At 34.5% G+C, this 21,131-nt stretch carries 14 protein-coding genes and 2 pseudogenes; 4 read left to right on the top strand and 12 right to left on the bottom strand.

The features are described from left to right. Nucleotides 1-9 precede the first annotated feature (9 nt). From IPI31_17845 to IPI31_17835, 3 genes are read right to left on the bottom strand one after another with little or no spacing between them, the layout of a single operon-like run. Nucleotides 10-1,728 (bottom strand): AAA family ATPase, encoded by a 1,719-nt coding sequence (locus IPI31_17845; protein ID MBK7569686.1) that lies wholly within the window; start codon nucleotides 1,726-1,728, stop codon nucleotides 10-12. Between the two features lie 5 nt (nucleotides 1,729-1,733). Next, nucleotides 1,734-2,825, bottom strand: a complete 1,092-nt coding sequence (locus tag IPI31_17840) for a restriction endonuclease subunit S (protein ID MBK7569685.1) — start codon at nucleotides 2,823-2,825, stop codon at nucleotides 1,734-1,736. A gap of 5 nt (nucleotides 2,826-2,830) precedes the next feature. Beyond that, nucleotides 2,831-4,306 (bottom strand): SAM-dependent DNA methyltransferase, encoded by a 1,476-nt coding sequence (locus IPI31_17835; protein ID MBK7569684.1) that lies wholly within the window; start codon nucleotides 4,304-4,306, stop codon nucleotides 2,831-2,833. Between the two features lie 181 nt (nucleotides 4,307-4,487). On the opposite strand from IPI31_17835, the gene IPI31_17830 reads away from it, so the two are divergent. Both IPI31_17830 and IPI31_17825 read left to right on the top strand, forming a co-directional pair. Further along, nucleotides 4,488-5,363 (top strand): HNH endonuclease, encoded by an 876-nt coding sequence (locus IPI31_17830; protein MBK7569683.1) that lies wholly within the window; start codon nucleotides 4,488-4,490, stop codon nucleotides 5,361-5,363. 27 nt (nucleotides 5,364-5,390) lie between these two features. Beyond that, nucleotides 5,391-6,164, top strand: a complete 774-nt coding sequence (locus IPI31_17825) for a hypothetical protein (GenBank protein ID MBK7569682.1) — start codon at nucleotides 5,391-5,393, stop codon at nucleotides 6,162-6,164. Between the two features lie 55 nt (nucleotides 6,165-6,219). Here the strand turns inward: IPI31_17825 and IPI31_17820 are convergent, their stop codons facing one another. From IPI31_17820 to IPI31_17790, 7 genes are all read right to left on the bottom strand, one after another. Next, nucleotides 6,220-6,993 (bottom strand): hypothetical protein, encoded by a 774-nt coding sequence (locus tag IPI31_17820; GenBank protein ID MBK7569681.1) that lies wholly within the window; start codon nucleotides 6,991-6,993, stop codon nucleotides 6,220-6,222. A gap of 1,263 nt (nucleotides 6,994-8,256) precedes the next feature. Next, nucleotides 8,257-9,183 carry a helix-turn-helix domain-containing protein gene (locus IPI31_17815; protein MBK7569680.1) on the bottom strand — a complete coding sequence of 309 codons (927 nt, stop codon included), beginning with the start codon at nucleotides 9,181-9,183 and terminating at the stop codon, nucleotides 8,257-8,259. 1 nt (nucleotide 9,184) lies between these two features. Beyond that, entirely contained in the window at nucleotides 9,185-9,928 is a 744-nt protein-coding gene (locus IPI31_17810) for a zeta toxin family protein (GenBank protein MBK7569679.1), read from the bottom strand. A gap of 6 nt (nucleotides 9,929-9,934) precedes the next feature. Continuing rightward, complete coding sequence (locus IPI31_17805; GenBank protein MBK7569678.1) at nucleotides 9,935-10,126, bottom strand: hypothetical protein; 192 nt, start codon at nucleotides 10,124-10,126, stop codon at nucleotides 9,935-9,937. A 158-nt stretch (nucleotides 10,127-10,284) separates the two neighbouring features. Further along, nucleotides 10,285-11,664: a site-specific integrase gene (locus IPI31_17800; GenBank protein MBK7569677.1), complete on the bottom strand. Its 1,380-nt coding sequence runs from the start codon at nucleotides 11,662-11,664 to the stop codon at nucleotides 10,285-10,287. A gap of 226 nt (nucleotides 11,665-11,890) precedes the next feature. After that, the gene (locus tag IPI31_17795) at nucleotides 11,891-12,277 is read right to left on the bottom strand and encodes a hypothetical protein (GenBank protein ID MBK7569676.1); all 387 of its coding nucleotides are present in this window, start codon (nucleotides 12,275-12,277) and stop codon (nucleotides 11,891-11,893) included. A gap of 54 nt (nucleotides 12,278-12,331) precedes the next feature. Then, entirely contained in the window at nucleotides 12,332-13,303 is a 972-nt protein-coding gene (locus IPI31_17790) for a L,D-transpeptidase (protein ID MBK7569675.1), read from the bottom strand. Nucleotides 13,304-13,555: 252 nt separating this feature from the next. Between IPI31_17790 and IPI31_17785 the strand changes: the two are divergent. Both IPI31_17785 and IPI31_17780 read left to right on the top strand, forming a co-directional pair. Then, a pseudogene (locus IPI31_17785) lies at nucleotides 13,556-14,929 on the top strand (tryptophanase). Between the two features lie 152 nt (nucleotides 14,930-15,081). After that, nucleotides 15,082-17,498, top strand: a pseudogene (locus IPI31_17780) (heavy metal translocating P-type ATPase metal-binding domain-containing protein). 514 nt (nucleotides 17,499-18,012) lie between these two features. On the opposite strand, the gene IPI31_17775 reads toward IPI31_17780, so the two are convergent. Then, nucleotides 18,013-20,277 (bottom strand): TonB-dependent receptor, encoded by a 2,265-nt coding sequence (locus IPI31_17775; GenBank protein MBK7569674.1) that lies wholly within the window; start codon nucleotides 20,275-20,277, stop codon nucleotides 18,013-18,015. Nucleotides 20,278-20,402: 125 nt separating this feature from the next. Beyond that, a complete protein-coding gene (locus tag IPI31_17770; protein MBK7569673.1) occupies nucleotides 20,403-20,822 on the bottom strand; it encodes a hypothetical protein in 420 nt (139 codons plus the stop codon). Between the last annotated feature and the right edge of the window lie 309 nt (nucleotides 20,823-21,131).

Raw genomic sequence — 21,131 nt, 5'->3', positions numbered from 1 at the left:
CCCTCGCTATCATTTTATATCTTCATTTAGATAATTATCTAATTTTTGTTTTAAAGTCTTTCTAAAAATCTCATCATTATAATAATCGACAGTAGAAATTCGGTCACTCCCTGGGTCATATGTAATGGGGAAAATATCTTTAAATCCAAAAATCGGGGATGTTAAAATGATGTTAGGATTCAATTTATCAAATTCAAATAATTGATCAATCCTTTCGATAGTAATACCTTCCTCTGAGGTTCGATTAATATTTAAAATTACTGAATTTTCCAAAGCACCTAGCAATGGAATTGGGCTATGAATTGAGCAAATAAATTGCACCTTTGGGAAAATACTTGAAAGTAATGAAGGCAATTTTTTTTGAAATATAGGATGTAAATGATTTTCTAATTCATCTATAATAATTATCCCTTCATACTGTTCATACGATATATCTTTATTGATTAATGAAAATCTACTTATTATATCGCCTACAAGGTTTATTAGCCCTTGGAAACCAGTTGATAATGCATCCACATTGTGAATAGTAAGTTCATTCCCTAATTCATCTGCTTCAGTATATAGCATTTCACCATAAATACTCATAGTAATATTTATAAGCCTATTATCGACAATTTTAATTATAGCATTTTTTAAATTCTCAAACTCGACCTTAGATTCTTTTATATAACTCATTAGAAGTAGGTAGTCGACATTTTTCAATAATCCATCTTTATTAAATAGGTTATAAATATTGGAAGAATTTAAACTTTCTTGATTTTGAGAATTACTTGCCTGAGTGATTAGTCTAATTGGTCCGTATCCAATAAAATGATGATTTATATTTGTAAAATCTTCATTATATTTTTCTACAACATTATTTCTAAAGTGTTTACCATTTTGGCAAAATCCAATAGTTAATTCACATCCTTTAGTAAGATGCTTGATGTTCTCTTCATAATTAGTTAGGCCAAGGGCTATTGCTTGTAATAATATTGTTTTACCAATACCGTTTTCCCCTGTAATATAAATCCATTTAGCATTTAACGGTAAGTCTTGAATCAAGTCATGACTTATAATGCCCTTATAATTTTTAATATCAATTGACCTTAGTGTTAAAGGTAATTCGGTGGCGCCTACTGGGTTTTTAGTTTCCGTATTTTTGACTAAATGCTCAAATCTCCTTTCATAATTTATACTTTCAACCCTATTGCGTAGTTTTTTAAATTGATTGATTGTAATGAACCCAAATTTTGATGAATATTCATCTTCAAGTAGAAATGAATCAGACTCATTAATTCTGTCGAGAGTTGTTCTTATATATTCATCAATAAATTCCTTGTCATTTTCTAAATACTGGGATAATAAATTGGTGATTTTATCTTGTTCAAAAGTGCCTAATTGTTTGCTCCAGATATCCTTATTTTTATTTACGCTGTAGCCTTCCAGGCTTTGTGCAAGCGCTTGGAAATATTTTTTTTTATTAATTGAATCTCTCGCAATAATGTATGCAAATATTCCTCTGTCTGGTTCAATGCAAAAGTAGATATTCGGCGTTCTATTTAAACTATCACCTCCTGTCCAAAAAGATATTGCAACATAAGACTCATCACCCGGAAACCAATAACCTTTTTTAAACCGTTCATCTTGTTTTGTTCTTATATAAAAAAGATTATTTTTAGCATCCGTGGTATCGCTCCATCGTGTCAAGTAATCAAAAACTAAATTATGTATTTCAGTTATTACCATTGCAATTAGTTTAATATTTCATGTAATAATTTTGTCTTCAAATTCCTTAAATTTGAATTTTGTTCTTTGATTTGATTGATAGTAGTTTCCAAAAGCTTTAATACTTCCAAAATCCGTTGCTGAGTTTTTATATCAGGAATTGAAATTCCAAGTAAGGCTAAATCTTTCCATTTGGTTCTTGGGGATAATGAACCGGCCGAAGTGCTTACAGCATGCTGAATAAAGGCGTCGGCTGAAATGTAGTAAGGTAATAACTCTTGCAACATCTTATTTGCTTTAGCTCTTATCACCAAAATATCGCTTGAACATATTCCATCAAAATGGGCAACAGCAACTTTTTTAAGATATGCTCTGCGTTTACCAAATAGAATATCGCCTGATGCAAAACGTTTGGTAAATGTGGTTCCGTTAGCTACTACACCAAAGCCTTGTAGTTGGAAATTATCTGCTTCAATCCACTCCAAACCAACAAAACGTTCAACTCCTTTTTCGTGTTCTGGATATTTCTTATCGCATTCTGCTATTTCGCCAAAGGTGGTTACAGTGCAATTTTTGCTTGTCAATAAATTTCCGAAAACAGGTTCTTTATTCAACAATCCATTCGCTAGTGATTTTTGTAACGCTTTCAAATTCTTCACCTGCCCATCCACTTGCCCCATAGCCGCTTCAATAGATTGAAAAAGTGTAGTTATTTGATTTTGTTCTTCGAGTGGGGGCAGAGGGATTTGAATTAAGTGAGCAATATTTCTATTAAGCCCAGGAACGGCAGTTGCCATATTCAATTGACGTAAATTAAAGTTGCTTAAAAACAATTCAAGCCATCGCAAATTTTCTTTACAAACCGATTCTTCAACATAATAAGTTGTATCAATTGGAAAGCAAGGTACATTTGAATAAAAAACATTCCCAACAGAACCTTTTCTGCCTACAATTAGTGTAGGTGATTTTGTCAACGGTTTATTATGCCAGCCAACAATTCCAGCAGAACCGTAAACAGGTACAGAACCACCGTTTCGCATTTTATCGGTAAGGTTATTTCCATATTCCAGTTTGCAGATTTCTCCCAAAGGAACTATTCTCCATTTATCTCTTTTCAACTTAATCATGAATTTATACCAATATTTTTAAGTTTAGTAAATAAATCCTGCAATGCCGCATTAATCTGTTTTTGGCTTGTTTTTACTTGAGCAATAAGGTCTTGTGTGTTATGTTTGTTGTCACCTACAACTTGCTTCACATACAATTGTATGCTCAGATTGCCATTATTAGCTAATACTTCTTTATTGCTTTCTATTTTTACAAGACCTTCAACATTTTTAAATTTCCAATAAGCATCACTTATCTTTTTTATATGCTGCGGCTCCAGCCAAGCGTTAGTTCGTTCGATTCGTAAATCCTCTTTGGCATCAATAAAAATAATTTTGCCTTTTCTTTCTTTTGGTTTTTTCATTCTACATACTAGCAAACAACTTTCCATGCTGCTGTTGTAAAATAAGTTTTTACCCAATCCAATAATGGCATCTACAAAATCTTCTTCAATCATACGTTTGCGTATTTCGGATTCGCTGTCTCTAAACAATACACCATGCGGCCAAAGTACTACACACCGGCCTGTTTCGGGGTTCAAACTTTTCATTATGTGTTGCTGAAAAGCATAGTCGGCACAGCCTTGTGGTGGAGTTCCCCAAATATTTCTACCATAAGGGTCATTCATCCACTTGGCTTGGCTCCACTTTTTTACACTGTATGGTGGGTTAGCCATTATTACGTCAAACTTTTTCAGTTCGTCATTTTCCAATATCTGAGGGCTATCTAAGGTGTCGCCCTGTACAATCGAAAATTCATCTACATTGTGCATGAACATGTTGATACGTGCAATCGCAGATGTAATTAAGTTAAGTTCTTGCCCATACAATTTCAGAGTCCGGTATTCTTTGCCTTGCTCTTTCAAATGCAAGGCGGCACTCAACAAAATACCACCGCTGCCACAAGTTGGGTCATAAATACTTTCGCTGCTTTTTGGATCGGTAATTTGTGTCATAAGTTTTACAACGGTCCGATTGGTGTAAAACTCGGCAGCAGTATGTCCGCTGTCGTCAGCAAATTTCTTAATCAGGTATTCGTAGCCTTCGCCCATTATGTCGTGGGGTACTTCAGCAATAGTGAGTTTCATCTTACTGAAATGCTCAATCAAGTCAAGCATTTTTTCGTCACTCATTCGGCGTTTGTTTGTCCAAGGGGCATCGCCAAAGACATCGTGCAGTATTTCAAGATTTGCTTTCTCAACTCCGTTCAATGCTTTTTGCAGGTAAGCACCCACATCAACTGTTTTCTTTCTTACGTCTTCCCAATGGCAACCTTTGGGTATTTGAAAACGGTGATTTTCTGCAAATTCAGCATAACTTAGGTCGTTACCACTTTCCAATAGTGCTGTTTGGAATTCTTCATCCCACAGGTCACTCACTCGTTTAAAAAACAATAATGGAAATATATACTGCTTAAAATCAGCGGCATCAATCATCCCACGTAGTATGTTGGCGGCTTCCAACAAGTAGACTTCGAGTTGTTTTTGGGTCATTTTTTAGTTACTAATTTTTTGAAAATTCAATTGTGATGATTCAAACAATCCCTTGTTATTAAATTGTCTATCAACAGGATGTCATGTACAATCATAAGTCCCAATACCTGCGAATATAAACAATATCGCAATTATTAGAGGGAAAATTTATTTCAGCAAAAAAACCTAATTTTAAACCATTATGCTCCCATTTATTACAGAAATGGTATACAAGCGGTCTGCAATTCATGATCAATATGGAGGTAACAGACAGGGAGGTATTGCCCCATGTGCCAGATTTCCATATATATTCATTTTTACAGGAATACAAGGAGCAGCCCATGGATATTTGGATGGTTGGGACAATCCAAATATTTTTTGCTATACCGGTGAAGGACAGCAAGGCGATATGAAATTTGTAAAGGGTAATCTAGCACTTCGCGAACATTTAAATAATGGAAAGAGGGTTTTTCTTTTCGAATATGTTCGGTCAGCATATGTCAAATTTGTCTCAGAACTCGAATTTCATGACTTCGATTATTTCGAAACAAAAGATAGTAGCGGACATTTGAGGGTTGGTATTAAATACTTTTTTAAACGAGCCGGCGCAACTTTGCCCGCCATTGCATCCAAATTTGTTGGTGTGCAATCGGTAATGGAATTGGATTATGCTCACTTATTAGATACCCCGAATGAAACAGAGCGAAAAGGACTAGTAACTTCAAGAGTTGGCCAAGGTGCATACCGTAAAAGAATTATTCATCGTTGGCAATATGAATGCGCCGTTACCGGCTTTAATAAACCGGAAATCCTAATTGCTTCGCATATTGTTCCATGGAAAGATTCTACTGATCAGGAAAGGTTAGATGTAAATAATGGTATTTTACTTTCACCGGTTTATGATGCGCTGTTTGATAAAAGTTTAATAAGTTTTGAAAATACCGGTAAAATCATATTATCTGCAATCTTTGAAAAAAATGCATATGCATTGATTGGAGTTAGTGGAAAAGAGAAAATAAGAAATTTCAATTCTGAGAATTTTAATTATTTAGAAAGGCATAGGCAGCTATTTCGATAGGCTTATAGGGAAATTATTAATAGTAATATGAAAAACAAATTTTACACAAAACTGGAAAAGGATCAACTTTATGTCAATGAATTTATCAAAGACTTAAAAGATTATTTTTATGATCTTCAGGATATGCGCAGTGACCCTCATGTTCAAGCAGCAAGGACATATTCAAGAATGAAAAGGGAGAATAAAAGCGATGATATTATATTAGAAAAGGTGGAACGGGAGGAATTTAAGTATTTCAAGCGTTACCCGCATTTAATAAACACTACGATGATTTTGCTTGCATATTCTTTTTTAGAAGGATATTTAGAAGATTTGGCAGCAATTTGCTCTGTGCAATTTAGCAATAATAAGCAAGAAGAAATTCAGGGAATAAATATTGATATTGAAAGATCAAAAGTGCAAATTGAAAGTTTAACAAATTGTAATTTTGAAAAATATAGTAAAGAATGGAAAAGGATTCACCTATTTCGGGAGGTAAGAAATTGTCTTTTACATTTTAATTCAAATATAGGCAGAATGGGCAACCGTAAATTATTGAACCGATTAGAAAGGAGTAAAGAATTTGAAATAACAAAATATGGGTTTATAAGAATAAAAAGCTATAAATATATTTATGAATTTCTTGAGACTATTTACAAATACCTTGAAGGTGTTTTGATAATATTAAGTAATAACGAGTTAGAACCTATATCAATAGTCACGGATTGGGAGCAACAAATAAAAGAACTAATTAACAAATATCCAGATAGTGAATATGCAAAATATTTTAAATCGAAATATAAGAGTACATTGTTTAAATAATAAATAAACAAGTGCTTAGAAAGTTGAATTGTGTTGTTTTTCTCTAATTTATAATTTATTTTTGAAGAATTAATTCTTCATATCGTTCCCCATTGCATCTAAAACACACTCCGTCTTCTACATGTGAATACTCTGGAAAAACACCAGCGCCATTGCATCTCTCACATGGACTAAGTTGTAGGTCAACAAGCATTCCATCACGGTTTTCGTAAACGGGAATATATTCATGGTCGTGTAAGTGGAAGTGGCATTCATTGCACAGCGCAATTAGGCAATCATTATCATACTCCCATGGATACTTCTTTAAATAGTAAAACTTATGATGTATATGAATATGAATTGGTTTTTCAATAATAGTGGGAATAATATATTCAATGTGACGAAAAGTATTGTCTTCGCTTACTGTTAATAAATAAAAAGAATCTCCTGTGGACAATGATGCCTCCCAAATAACGCCTTCAGTTTGATGTAATAAAGGGGAGTAATTGACAAGTATTATGTCACCCTTAGATGTCAAGCCAAAGTATTGGCCATCATTGAGCGGAGATGTAAATACTTCTATTTTATCAACACCAAGCTTTTCTTTCAATTCCGATGGAGTAATTGGGAACTGATTAGTACCCTTTATTGTGCCTGAATTTGTTTCTTTAAAAAGTAATTGAAAACCACGATAGAAGTGACTTTTTTTATTACCGCAATTCTGGCACATATGAAGATCTCTTTCAAGAATTTCGGCTCTTTTTGTTTTCCACTCATCTGCTTTTAAAAGTTCAGCATACGGGATGCGATTTGTACCAAATTTTTCTTTTAATAGATTTATATTGGTCATAGCTTTAGGTAAATTTTGAAAAATCTACTCAAACCTACTCCAAAATTGTAACTACTACAAATATGCAAGCTAGAATAATATGATTATCTTAAATTAAATCCGTCAATTTACAAGCAAATTCGCCTAATAGAAATTTCCATCTAAAAAGGTCAGCAATTTGGTTATCGGAGTTTCGCCACTAGCCTAAAAGAAATAACCAGTTTTCAAATTAAGATTTTTTGAAAACAACTGTTTTCGATTTCAATTTGCCGGAAAACTTATGTTTTTAGACCAAATTCGCCTAAAAGAAATAACTTGTTTTTGGCCAATAAACCCAAAATAAAAATTTACTCTTAAAATCCCCTTTCCACTCAATGTAACCTTAAAAAAATCAAAACCGCTATTAAAACACCGTTTCGTCTTTTAGCAAACACCATTACTTTTTTTAACACTTTTGCCACTTGCAATTTTTTTCCAGTTTACAGAGGAAATTTGCTGTTTTCCTCACTTTTTCTTCTAAAAGAAAATTTGCCTTAAAATTCCGTTTTTTCGGTTTCCCTTCTTTTTGGGTTGAATCCTAAAAGACGAAGTTCAGCTTTTTACTTTTTTTGAATTTAAAATTTAAAGTGACTTACACGAATAATCAAAAATATTTCAGCAGTTTCAAAAAGTGCCTAAAAGAAAAAATCGCAGTTTTCTGCACTTTTCAAAACACCAAAGCTAGTTTTAGGAATAATCAATATTATTTCAGTAGTTTTCAATAAATGCCCTAAAAGAAAAAACCTTAGTTTTCTTCACTTTTCAGAGAATCAAATTTTAAAAAATTCATTCACCTCGTTTTGAGCAATAACCAATATTATTTCGCCCGTTTTCCAAAAATGCCCTAAAAGAAAAAACTGGAGTTTTTTGCACTTTTCAGGGGATCAAATTTTTAAAAGATCATACAGCCCGTTTCCGGCAGTAATGAATATTATTTCGCCAGTTTTCAATAGTCCCCTAAAAGAAAAAACAGGCGTTTTTTAGACTTTTCAGAGAATCAAATTTTTAAAAAATGGATTTACGGGGTTTGCAAGAGTAGACTATAGTATTTCGCCAGTTTTCCCAAAATGCCCTAAAAGAAAAAACAGGCGTTTTTTGCACTTTTCAGGCATCAAATTTTTAAAAAATGGGTTTAAGGGGTTTGCAAGAGTAAACAATATTATTTCGCCAGTCTACTTAAAAATGCCCTTAAAGCAAAACCTCAGTTTTCTTCACTTTTCAAAAAAGCAAATTCTAAAAAATAGTTCACCTTCCCTTTCGTGTGGTAATCCTTACAGGAGTTCTTTCTTTAATCCCTTGTTTGCCCTGCCTCAACCAGGCCTCTAATTCTGATTTGAGGAAATACAGCTTTTTATGTGGTTTATAAAACGGAATTTGTTTTCGGTGGGTATAGCCATAAATGGTTTGTTCGGCAATATTGAGAAACTCAGAGGCTTGTTTTACGGTGAGATGATCGGGATTGACTGTTTCGGCAAAGATGTTTGGGAATTTCTTGGTTTCTATCTTCTCTGGAATGGAAGGTGCTTCATTTTTCAATAATAGGGCCTCAGGTGCGTTTATTTTCTCAACCCAGGGTTTGTGATGTTTTAATTGGTTTTGTTGCAGGTTAAGCTCGTTTGCAATAAAACCTTGTATCATTTCAGCAATAGGTTGGTTCTGAAAATAAGTTCTATATTTTAAAATCAAAGCCTGAAGAAAACTTTTATATTTTTTATTATCACTGATAAAATTTGTTTCAAATTGATAAACAAGAAATTCTTCCAGCTTCATAAGATCAATCACTATCAGTTTCAGAGCAAAGAAAAAATCAAAATCAGCATCTATATCATTTTCCAAAAGGCAATTTTCATTATAGGCAATTAAATCAAAACCAATTGCGCCGTTCGGATGTACAAAGTATTCAGTGTAAGGTGGGTTATTGGGGTCTTTACTATATTCCTGAACTGAATTTAATAAAATTCTTTTACCATCAAGATATTCTTTCTTTTCATCAACAAATGGAACCGTAATTATTTTCTTATACCAGAGTATGCTTTTTAATTTCCATTCCACTTTTTCAAATAACTCTCTTGGAACTTCTGACCACATATTGCATAGATCGGTATAGATGTAGCCAGTGTTGATGTTGAATTCGTAATGGGGATCGGTTTTTTTTATGTAGGTAGTATGCATGTTACTCTTCAATTTTAGGAGTATAAAATTTTTGAATATAAATAGGGAGTATTGCTAATTTGTATAAAATTTTCCCGTTTTCTCCATGCACTAATAATTTGAATTCATCAGAATTATCAATCAAATAATATACTGAAACATTTTCAATCGCTGATTGTAAATGCGAAAGCGAACGATCATACCTGGATTTTATTTTATCTTCCGGCACTCCATGCCCACCTGCTTCTTCTCGAAGTTTAACACGTTCAACATTTAATTCCCGATTTTCAGTACAAACAAAATACAAATAAGTTTTAAACCCTGCCTTATTTGCTTTTTTTAATATTTCGATTTTTGATTGATGAGACATTACTGTTTCGAGACAAAAGGATTGATCTGTTTTCAATAATAGATCGGTGAGATAAGCAGCTATTACAGATGCAATATAGGAGTTGAGACTTAATTGCTTCTTTTTTATAGATAAAACACCAGATTTGATTTCAATTGATTTATTTATTTTATCAATAGGAAAATATTCAGTTGAAGTAATGGAATTTGAAAACTTTTCAAAGCCCTCTTGAGTGGCTGAAACCCTATATGCATTAAAATAGAAGATACCAGTTGATTTTATTTGCGCTTCTATTCTATCTGCACTGATATAAATTTCAGTATGAATTTCGCCGTTTTCTCGCAATGATTCGAAAAGTGTACTTTTGCCTGAGCCATTCGGACCAGCAAATAAACGGAACCTTTTCACATCCATCAAATAAAATTAGACGTTTTGCGGCACCTTTTTGCCATCAGGGAAAATCAAATATATAATACCATTTTCTGACACAGCAACCGGTTGATTGCGTTTAATAGCCTTCTTTCGTACAGATTTTGTAGTCTTTTCGAGCAAAAACTGGAAGTCGGTTTCCTTTTTAGGTTTTTTAATGACTGGCTTCTTTAAGGATGGTTTCATATTGTAAATATATTCAAATAACGGAAAAATTTCAAATTAAGTTTCTGATAAATTCGCTTAAAAGGAAGTTCATTCATTTGCCAGGTTGTTTGAGGTTTATTATTGCAATCCCTGAATACCATAGAGCAGGAGGGCCCGCAATAGCAGGCAGGCGTGATTCAGTCATTTTTTTCGGTAACATTAGCTAATGGTTCAGTCAATATTTTCTTAGGTGTTTCCTCATTCAAAAAATCCATCAATTTATTCGCAAATTCTTTTTTCTTGGCAACTTTAAATCCACTCAAATAAATTTCAGTTGTTTTGCTGTTGGAATGTCCAACACTTTCTGAAATCATTTCAATACTTGCTCCATTGTTTAACATGGTGTTTGCAAAGGTATGTCTTGCCCAATAAGTACTGATGTCAGTTCCTAATCCTGCTTTCTCGGCTAATGTTTTAAGGTGCTGGTTAACTAATCGGGTGAAATTGCTTACAGCACGCTTTATTTCTTTAGCGGTCATATCGGGTTGCAATATAGGGAAAACATATTTACCCTTTCTGGTATCAGCGTTTCTGTATTTATCAATGATCCGTTGCGAATGATCGGTTAATTGAACAACTATCGGTTTCAGGTTGGCTTTGTTTGTTCTCTTGGTTTTCTCTCTCAAAAAAACAATTTGCTCGTCCTGCAAATTGTAGCCATACTTCATTTCCGCAATATCATGCATATTGATGCCATTGCAGAGATAACTTAGAAACCAGAAGTCTCTTGCCTTTTCCTGAAATTCGTTTGCAGGCGTATTAAGCAAAACTTTCATCTGTTCTCCATCCAATGGTCTTTTATTATTAGTGGAAGCGGGAATCTGATATTTCCGTTTGCCAAAGGGATAATGATCCATTGGAATATCACCTTCCTCACGCGACATATTAAACAATGTTCGCATTGGCCTCAGATATATCCCAATTGTGGAATACGAACAATCCTCATTCAACATGTAGTTTTCATATTCCTGTAACAAAAGCGGGTTCACCTCACTGAAAGGAAAGGATTCCCTTTGTAGTCCGTGAAATTTCGCCAAAAATTTATAGAATGAATTTTTACTGCACCTATAAGCGGAGGCTGTTCCTATCTGGTCGTTTTTTTCGAGTAAGGCGATGTATTCCTCATATTTTGCAAACAGGTCAGTTTTATCGTAAGTGCGTTCCAGAAATTTCCTTTCAAAAACAGGGAAAGTAAATTGAGTGAGTTTCCCAATTATTTTTACTGCCTTCTGTTCAATTTCCATTAAATCGAACTTTATGTCTTTAAATGGAGGTTTTGGATTTTCAGCATTGGCAAGTGCAAAATCTTTTTTAGTTAAGCTAAGATCAGTACTATATAAATTCGTTTTTCGCTGGAAAGTGACCCTCAATTTAACAGGATATGTTTTATCTTTTTTTATTCTTCTTGTATCCAAAAATATTTGGGTTGATGCATCATTTTTCATGCTGTAAAGTAATAGAAAAATTTGCAAACAATTTGCAAACATTTGGGCAAATTTGCAAACATTTGCAAACATTTTCGATAATTTTTGGAAACATGTGAAAAATGCTAATGTCTTGAAACGCAATAATAACAAGGCTTTCAGGCTATTTTCGCAAATTATTGAAAACTACGGAAAAAGGCATTTTTATGCCTTACAAGCAGAGGGTCCTTGGTTCGAATCCAAGTGTTCCCACAGACAGAAAAAGGGTTTCAGCAATTTTAATGCTGGAACCCTTTTTATTATAAAAAAATTGTAATCATCACATCTCCTCCTCAAACCCATACTCCCCATCCACCCCCACCTCATAAACCCCCTCAAATATCCTCACTATCTCCTTTACCGTTTCATCAATAGCACTCTCCGAATCAAGTTTTATAAATTTTGTGTAATTCTCTCCATCCTGTAAATCAAATCCCATTGATTTGAAACTGCTTTCAAGATCTTTATTAATGTTATCATTAAAATGATGGGAGACCGCTTCAAAACGGATGGGTTGTTGTGAGCCGGGGTTTAGGAGTTGACAAAAAATTTGGTTGCTATTATTTTTTCCTGAAGTGGTATTTTCAAATTGGATGGTAAAATATCCTTCGCTGTTTTTTAATTTATGGAGTAGGGAACTGAGTTGACTGATTGTAGTTTGTTTCATACTTTTTTTACAAATATATACTCTTTTATCAATCGAATAAAAGGTAATCCGTTTTCACTTTTTTTTCAACCCATAAATATCCTCTAATTCCACGCTATCTCCTTTTTCATTTATAATAGAAAGGTCATATCGAAAAATAACTTTTGTACCAATTGGCGCATTGTAATAGATCATCCACGCATCCTTTTCTTTTGTGCCTACACAACCATGAGAATATGCCTTTCCAAGCGTATTCTGATTTGTGGTGGGATGTATCATGGCTCCATATTGAATTCCATTTATTTCGGGTTCTATCCAGGGAATAATTGGCATTTTAGTGAATTTTCCGTCATCGCGGTTTGTTCCGGTATATTCCTTACCGGTATCAAGATTTATTACTTTGTGCATTCGGTCAATGCGTATGATCTTACCTTCACCAATCGGTGTTTTCAAATCAATTGTGCGGTCAATTACGTAGATATATTTTTTTGCATCGCGACCTACCCTTACCGGACCACTGAGTAATGTATCATTCATTTGATATAATCGCAAAGTAAATTCAGGAATATTTACATCGATAATTGTTGAGGCTAATTTACTATTTATATTCGCCGCATATGCACTATCTGGAATAGCAATGCTGTCTCCTTTATGAAGAATGACGATAGCAGTTTGATCATAATTAAAAATACCTTTTTCCTGTAAAGAGTAATAATCACTCGCGACCAAGGAGTCCAATATCCATGGATTGCTATGAACAATTATATATTCATTGATATTCCAGTTTTTAAATGTATCAGCTTTTAAAATCAGCTTATCCATAAAGGGAAAATAATGTTTTATGTCTATGTCTTCCTCTATTTTAATCCATCCCAATATGGAATTTTTTCCAAATGAAATGTCAGTACTATCAGATCCGGGGGAGATTTCCTGCTCAGCATTTGGAACTGAAAGTTTTATTGATTTGGAACACACCACTGCTGTAAATGCCAACACAACCAACACTGAAATTTTGAACAAATTATTTTTCATTATTGTATAACCCAAAGGATTTATTTTTGATGTTAAATTAAGAGCAATTATTTATTTGATTATTGATCGTAATTGCCTTATTTATTGATTCTACTCACATGTTTCCGCAATTTGCCTGGAATTAAATTTTTATAATTCCATATTAGAAGGAACTTTTTCATTATGTCATAGGTAACTTCAACAAACATGATGTTACTCACCATTTGAATTGATATAAGTCAATAGAATTAAAATGGCTTTTTTCCACCTTCGCCCCAAAATAGTTGTATGCATTTTAAAACCATCATCGAACCCTTCAAGATAAAAATGGTGGAACCTATTAAGGTTACCACGCAAAAGGAACGCGAACATCATCTGGAAAAGGCGTATTACAACCCCTTTTTATTGCAATCGCAACACGTTTTAATTGATCTGCTTACAGATAGCGGAACTTCGGCAATGAGTCAGAACCAATGGGCTGCCATGATGCAGGGGGATGAAAGTTATGCAGGGGCAAGGAGCTGGCAGAAATTTTATAAGGTTGTAAATGAGCTTACGGGGTTTGAGTATATTTTGCCCACGCATCAGGGTCGTGCAGCAGAAAGAATTTTATATACGTATTTGGGAGGAAAAGGGAAAGTATTTATCAGCAATACCCATTTTGATACAACCCGTGCAAATATTGAATTCAGTGGAGCAACTGCGATTGATATTCCTATTGAAGAAGGGAAAGATTTTGAAAGTGATTATCCCTTTAAAGGAAATCTGGATACGGAAAAATTACAGTCATTAATTAAAAAACATAAAAAAAATATTGCAGCGGTTATTGTAACGGTAACAAATAACAGCGGTGGCGGACAGCCCGTAAGTATGCAAAACATGAAAGATGTTTCTGCCATTTGCAAAAAAAATAAAATATTGCTCATTCTTGATTGTTGTCGCATTGCGGAAAATAGTTATTTTATTAAACACCGCGAAAAAAAATATGCAAAACACAGTTATAAGGAGATTGCAACGGAAATGTTTTCGTTGGCAGATGGATGTATCATGAGCGCAAAAAAAGATGCTCTGGTAAATATGGGAGGATTTCTTGCCATTGCGGATAAAAAATTAGCGGATGCATGTATGAGTCTCCTCATAATAACGGAAGGTTTTTCAACCTACGGCGGATTAAGTGGACGCGATATGGAAGCTATTGCCGTTGGATTGGAAGAAGTATTTGAAGCGGATTATTTAAATTACAGAATAAAAAGTACCGCATATCTCTGCGATCATTTGAAAAAAATGGGTATACCCGTTTTATATCCTGCGGGTGGACATGCTGTGTATGTAGATGCGAAAAATTATATCCGCATATTCCGGTTAATCAATATCCCGGACAAGCATTGGTTTGTGCCTTATATGAAATTGGGGAATACGCAGTGTGGAAATTGGCAGCGTAATGTTTGGCAAATATGATAAGAACCATAAATTGATTCCTGCAACAAATGAATTAGTGCGTTTGGCTATTCCGCGCCGTGTTTATACTCAGAGTCATATCGATTACGTAATAGAAGTCTTTGAAGAGATCTTAAAACAGCGCGACAAAGCCCGTGGCCTCAGGATCACAAAGGAACCACAATTTTGAGACATTTTACGGCAAGGTTTGAGAGGTTAGTGTAGTAAATACACTTTGCATCAGATGCGCCGTTTCACGAGGATATTAATTAATGGTTGAAACCAAATGGAATGATCTTTACCATCTCGATTTGGTGATTTAAGTCATCTTCTGCAATATCCACCCAGCCTAACTTTGACGGCAATCTACAATTGTTATGCCTATTGCAAAACCGGTATCTGCAAAAATTAATTGTTACCACTGCGGTGATGTGTGTCCGGATGAGGAATTTCATATAGAGGAGAAATATTTCTGCTGTTTTGGGTGTAAAACAGTGTATGAAATATTAAATGAAAATGATCTCTGCAACTATTATGATATTTCCAAACATCCGGGAATTACACAAAGAAATAAAGTAGTATTTAATAAATATGCCGTGCTCGATAGAAGTGAAACAAAAGATCCTTCATACGGTTTACCGACGGGCAACAAACACATGTTACATTTTATTTACCCGTTATGCATTGCAGTTCCTGTATCTGGTTATTGGAACATTTACATAAATTAAATCCAGCAATAATTCAATCAAGAGTTGATTTTCCGAAAAAGGAAATAAGTATCATTTATGATGAAAATGAAATACAACTTAGCAAAGTTGCCGAATTATTGGATGCCGTTGGATATGAACCGTTGTTGAGTTTGCAGGACGTAGAAAAAAAACAAGGCAAAACAAATAATAGGACTGCACTTATAAAAATTGGTATTGCCGGTTTTGCTTTTGGCAATATTATGTTAATGGCCTTTCCCGAATATTTTGCAGGAGGAGAGGTGCAGGACGAAAATCTCAATTTAACACTTAGATATTTATCATTATTTCTGGCGTTGCCGGTATTTTTTTATTGTGCTAACGAATTTTATATTTCTTCGTTAAAAAGTCTGAAAAATAGATTTTTAAATATTGATGTCCCTATTGCATTGGCAATTATTTTAACCTTTGCGCGGAGTTTATACGCTGTTTTTATTGAAAAAGAAGCTGGATATTTCGACTCTATGACAGGCATTGTTTTTTTTATGCTGGTGGGAAGATATTTTCAGAATATGACCTATAGAACCATTTCTTTTGAAAGGAATTATAAATCTTATTTTCCGCTTTCCGTTTCTGTAATTAAGGAGGATAAGGAAGAGCAGATGCCACTTTCGGAAGTTAAAGAAGGAGATATTTTATTGGTGCGAAATCACGAACTTATTCCGGCTGATGCGATATTGATAAATGGAAAAGGAAATATTGATTATAGTTTTGTTACCGGTGAAGCAGAACCCGTTACAAAAAATATCAGCGAACTCATTTACGCCGGCGGAAAACAAATTGGTGCTGCAATTAAATTGAAAGTGATAAAAGAAGTTTCACAAAGTTACCTCACTCAATTGTGGAATAATGCGGATAACAATGATAGATCAAGTGATAAACAATCATTTGTGCATGTGTTGGGACGATATTTTGCAGTAATCGTTTTAGTAGTGTCAACCCTTGCATTTATTTATTGGTTAATTCAGGGTGATGCCCATCGTGCCATGGATGCCTTAATAACTCCAATGATAGTGGCTTGTCCATGTGCATTATTATTGTCAGCAACATTTACCAATGGCAATGCAATTCGTTATTTCGGAAAATTTGGAATTTATTTGAAAAATGCATTTGTAATTGAAAAACTTACAAAAGTAAATACCCTTGTTTTTGATAAGACCGGTACACTTACCAAATCGGATACAGCATCCACCGAATTTGAAGGGGAGATGTTAAGTCAGGAGGAAAAGGATATGATAGTTTCACTCGCAGCACAATCAGTTCATCCATACAGTAAGGCAATAAAAAATTATTTTGGAAGAAATGCGGTTTATTCTGTCACCCATTTTGAAGAGATAATAGGAAAGGGAGCGCAGGGAATGGTGAATGGTCAAAAAATAAAGATCGGATCAGCCCGATTCAATGGCATAAAAAAAGTTGGAGAAGCTGATCAAGGAGTTTCTTATATTTCTATAAACGAAATAGTGGTTGGAAAATTTAATTTTCAAAATAAATATCGTTCCGGATTAGAACCCTTGATCAAAAAACTGAGTTCAAAGTATAAAATTTTTGTCCTGAGTGGAGATAATGATGGAGATATAAACATACTGAGCAATTATTTTGAAAAGGATCATTTATTTTTTAATCAATCGCCACACGATAAATTAAAATTCATTAAAAATCTTCGCCAACACCACAACAACGTAATGATGCTCGGCGACGGATTAAATGATGCAGGCGCATTGCAACAAAGTGATACCGGTGTAGCAGTTTCCCAAGGCTTAAATTTTACTCCCGCAAGTGATATCGTTTTGGATGCAGATCAACTAATAAATCTTCACAAATTATTTTCCTTTGCAAAAAGAAGCAAACAAATAATAATCGGAAGTTTTATTCTTTCCATATTATACAATATCGTTGGCCTCTATTTTGCCCTCCAAGGCCTTTTATCACCCGTTGTAGCAGCTATTTTAATGCCATTGAGCACAATTACCATTGTCTCCTTTACAACAGGAATGACAACGTTGGTGGCGATGAGGATGTTTGGGAAAATGAGTAATGAGTTATGAGTAATGAGTATGGTAGTCGATTACCGAATATTTTATCCTCCGAAATGTACTTAAAGGGAGAAATCAAATTATCCTCCCTAATCGAAGTAAACTCATTACTCATAACTCATTACTCATTTGTAAATGGAACTTCAATTCACCGAGCCTCCTATTCACGATTAACGAAAATGAGTTATGAGTTATGAGTTATGAGTTTGATCCTCGTAAGCCGAATGCATTTACTACTGACTAATGACTCCTGACTCTGGGTGAGTGGTGAGTAGGGAGTAGTGAGAAAGCTCCAATCCAGCCCTAAGATTTAGGTTAAACGAAAAGTTTCAATCCTCGCAGGAACGGATTCACGATTGACGATTGACGATTCACGAAAATGCTTCACTGCGACTATAAGTTTAATGCCTGAATAAATAGCTCCAATGTTTCATCTACCGGACTCACGCCTCACGATTGACGATTCACGATATGTGATTGCTCCTCGTCAACCGGTGATTTTACTCCCGACTATTCCCACTCAAAATCAGAAGTAGTAACTCAAACTCCCCTTCACAAAAAACGGCGTTCCCGGCGTAAAATGCAACTCACTCACTGCCTCCGGTTCAAACTGCAATCTCGATTCCGTATCAAATTGTGCCTCATTCCATTCAACATTAAATAAGTTCTGAATTTCGATACCAAATTCATATTTCTTCTGCGTATAATTAATTACAACATCATTCACCAAATATCCTTCTGCAATTACAGAACCATCTTCATTTGCAGGGCGGTCATCCATGTAGCGATAACGGAAACTTCCGTTAATTCCGGATTTTAATTTAAATGTGATACCTCCGATAGATGTAAGATCAGGTGCAAGTGGAATAAAATTTGCATTTTCAGGTTCGCCAATTGCTTCTGCCAGAGTGTAATTGATATCACCATCTAAAAATAACCAATTGGTAATTTGTAAGCGCGCACTAAGATCAAAACCTTTGCGCAAAGTTTTTCCACCCGCTTCCACCACTGCAGCATCACCAACATAAACAAATTCCTGATCCAGATATAATATCCAAACTGCAGGATTGAGTATCAGATTTTTGTAAGGTTTAAATTTTATTCCAAGATCAGAACCATAGGCTGCAGGCAACGTCTGTATTGCATTTTGGGCAGTTACAACTCTGGTATCGTTCGAGTGAAATCCTTTGCCGTTGTGTAAGTATACCAATGCATTTTGACTTAACTGATAATCAAAATTTAATTTATAAGTAGCAATATTATCATCCACACTGGTATAATTATAAATGCTGTCCATAAGATCGTCGTAACTAAAATTAAAGAAGTCGATTCTTGCAGCTGCATTTACCGATAATTTTTTGGAGAGCTGAAATGTTTCACTAATAAAAACATTTGCGTTGGTCTGATAAATATTTCCGTAAGCTAAACGATCCAATAAAATTGCTCTGTTTTTTACATGCGATAATTCATTTTCCATAACCTGATCGTAACGCAACCCAAAACCTATTTTTGAATTAACTTTTATGGAACCAATTATTCCGTCATTACTGTAAATACTATTATAACCATAAATATTGCGTTTTTCTTTTTGTTTAATCATATCACCATTGATGCTGTCCTCTAAGAAGAATGTAAAATTGGAATACAATTCAAAGTTGTAGCGACTGTAATAAAATTGATTTTTGAAGCTGCTTTTATTGTTAAGGAGTTTGGTAAATTCAAAATTTACATTTGTTCTTCCCGTAAATCCACCTTCGGTATCATCAATGGCACCAAATCTGTCGATCTCTCCTGATTCGATAGCACGTAAAGGAATTTGGCCGGAGGCATTCCACTGACTTTTAAAAGTGGAAAGGGTAATGGATAAAATTTTATCATCACTTATTTTCGTATGGTATTTTCCAAATAAATTTAAACGCACAAAATCCTGGGGACTTGTAAAAGGACCATCAGAAATATAATATTCACCAGCAACATAAGCGGATTGAGATTTAGTATTATCTAAAAGATCGAGCATTAATAAAGTGCGAGCTGTATTGTATTGCCCTGCACTTACTTTTAACATACTTTTGTCTATGTTATTCGCAGTTTTAAAATTGACGAAAGCTGCAGTGGTAAAATCACCATATTGTGCATTATAAGGACCCTTTTCGAAATCGAAGGAATTAATGGTTTCCGGAATTACAAAATGAAGATCTGCATATCCCTGACCGTGTGCGTGACTTACCATGTTTACCGGAATGCCATCCACATTTACACTTATATCCGTTCCGTGATCTATATCAAATCCACGTAAAAATATTTGTTCTGCTTTTCCACCACCGGCGTGTTGCGCAATAAATAAGCCTGGTACGAGACGCAGAATATCCTGTGCATTTTCTGTGGGTCTTAATTTTATATCTAAAGCAGTAACTGTATTATTCCCACTTTGATTTTTATTTTGAATGGTTACTGCTGTTAATTCGATAGGTGTTTGTTCCAGTATAGATCTTATTTCAGTAGTTCGTGTATTATTTACACTAACACTTTCTGTTACTGTTTTAAATCCGAGCGAACTAATGGAGATGGTATAATTTCCCTCGGGCAGATCCGTAAAAGTATATAAACCAAATTGGTTGGTAATTGTTGTGGTTTTTGTTTCTACTAATTCTACTAGTGCACCTTCAATAGCAGCTGAATTTTCGCTGTCGTTTACATAACCTTGAATGGTTCCGTTGTGGGCGTTTGCAAATTGCGTTAAGGTTAAAATTAATATTAATAATATTACTTTATAGTGGTAAAGTGGTTTCATAACAAATATATTTAAAAAAGAAAAGAGAAAGATCAGACTGTAATAATTGTATTACAGTCTGAAAAATATTTTTAGAATATTTCTTTGTCTGCTTTTCTAACCTTTTGTTATGCTATTACATAAAACTAAGAAGCGTACTGGGACAAAGAAACAAATGTAAGATCCGGAGGTTGGATTTCAGGTTTGGCAGATAGTTCTCTAAGACTGCCTAAGGGTTGTTGATATATAATTATAGTGCTATTTTGAAAGGTTAAAAACTGCGGTATTTCCGAAATAAAAGTAAAGGCAGTTTCAATAGAAAAAGTGGAAACAGGCACTTTACCGGTTTCAGTTTGATCGGATGTCGCCAACTTTTGCAGATCGGCATCAATGTGATCATATCCGTTTTGGTGCAATTTGGAATGGTGACTTTCACTAAAAAAGGTATGTCCGATACCATCCGCTATAAACGGAGAAACGGGTCGCAGCAAGGAAAGGAATACAATAAGCAGAAGGAGTATGGAAGTACTCTCTCGTTTGGATTGTATGGTATTTGCTGACTGCACGACACCATTTACGATAATTTAGATATTATGGATTTATCAAAATAGGATTGGAACAAGTCCCGATAGGGATGAAATATCGGTAAAAGCAGTGATAACCTTAAAATGTAAATCCCGTAGGGATGGCATATTAAAAATGCCAATCACGATTCCAATTAAAAATAGTACGACTTTGTTCTCGGTGACGCGGCTGTTCTTTTGAACAGCCCCGTAAAAATTGCGAAAGGTTTTTTCTAGCCCTGACCGCAGCGGAAACCCCCGCGAGGGAAGTGCAGTTGTTAATTTGGTAATTGTCAATTTGGTAATTGTGGT

The organism is Bacteroidota bacterium (assembly GCA_016706865.1).
Taxonomy (GTDB): Bacteria; Bacteroidota; Bacteroidia; order Chitinophagales; family BACL12; genus UBA7236.
The sequence above is the reverse complement of the archived record's forward strand: the minus strand, read 5'-3'. Positions and strand labels throughout refer to the sequence as shown.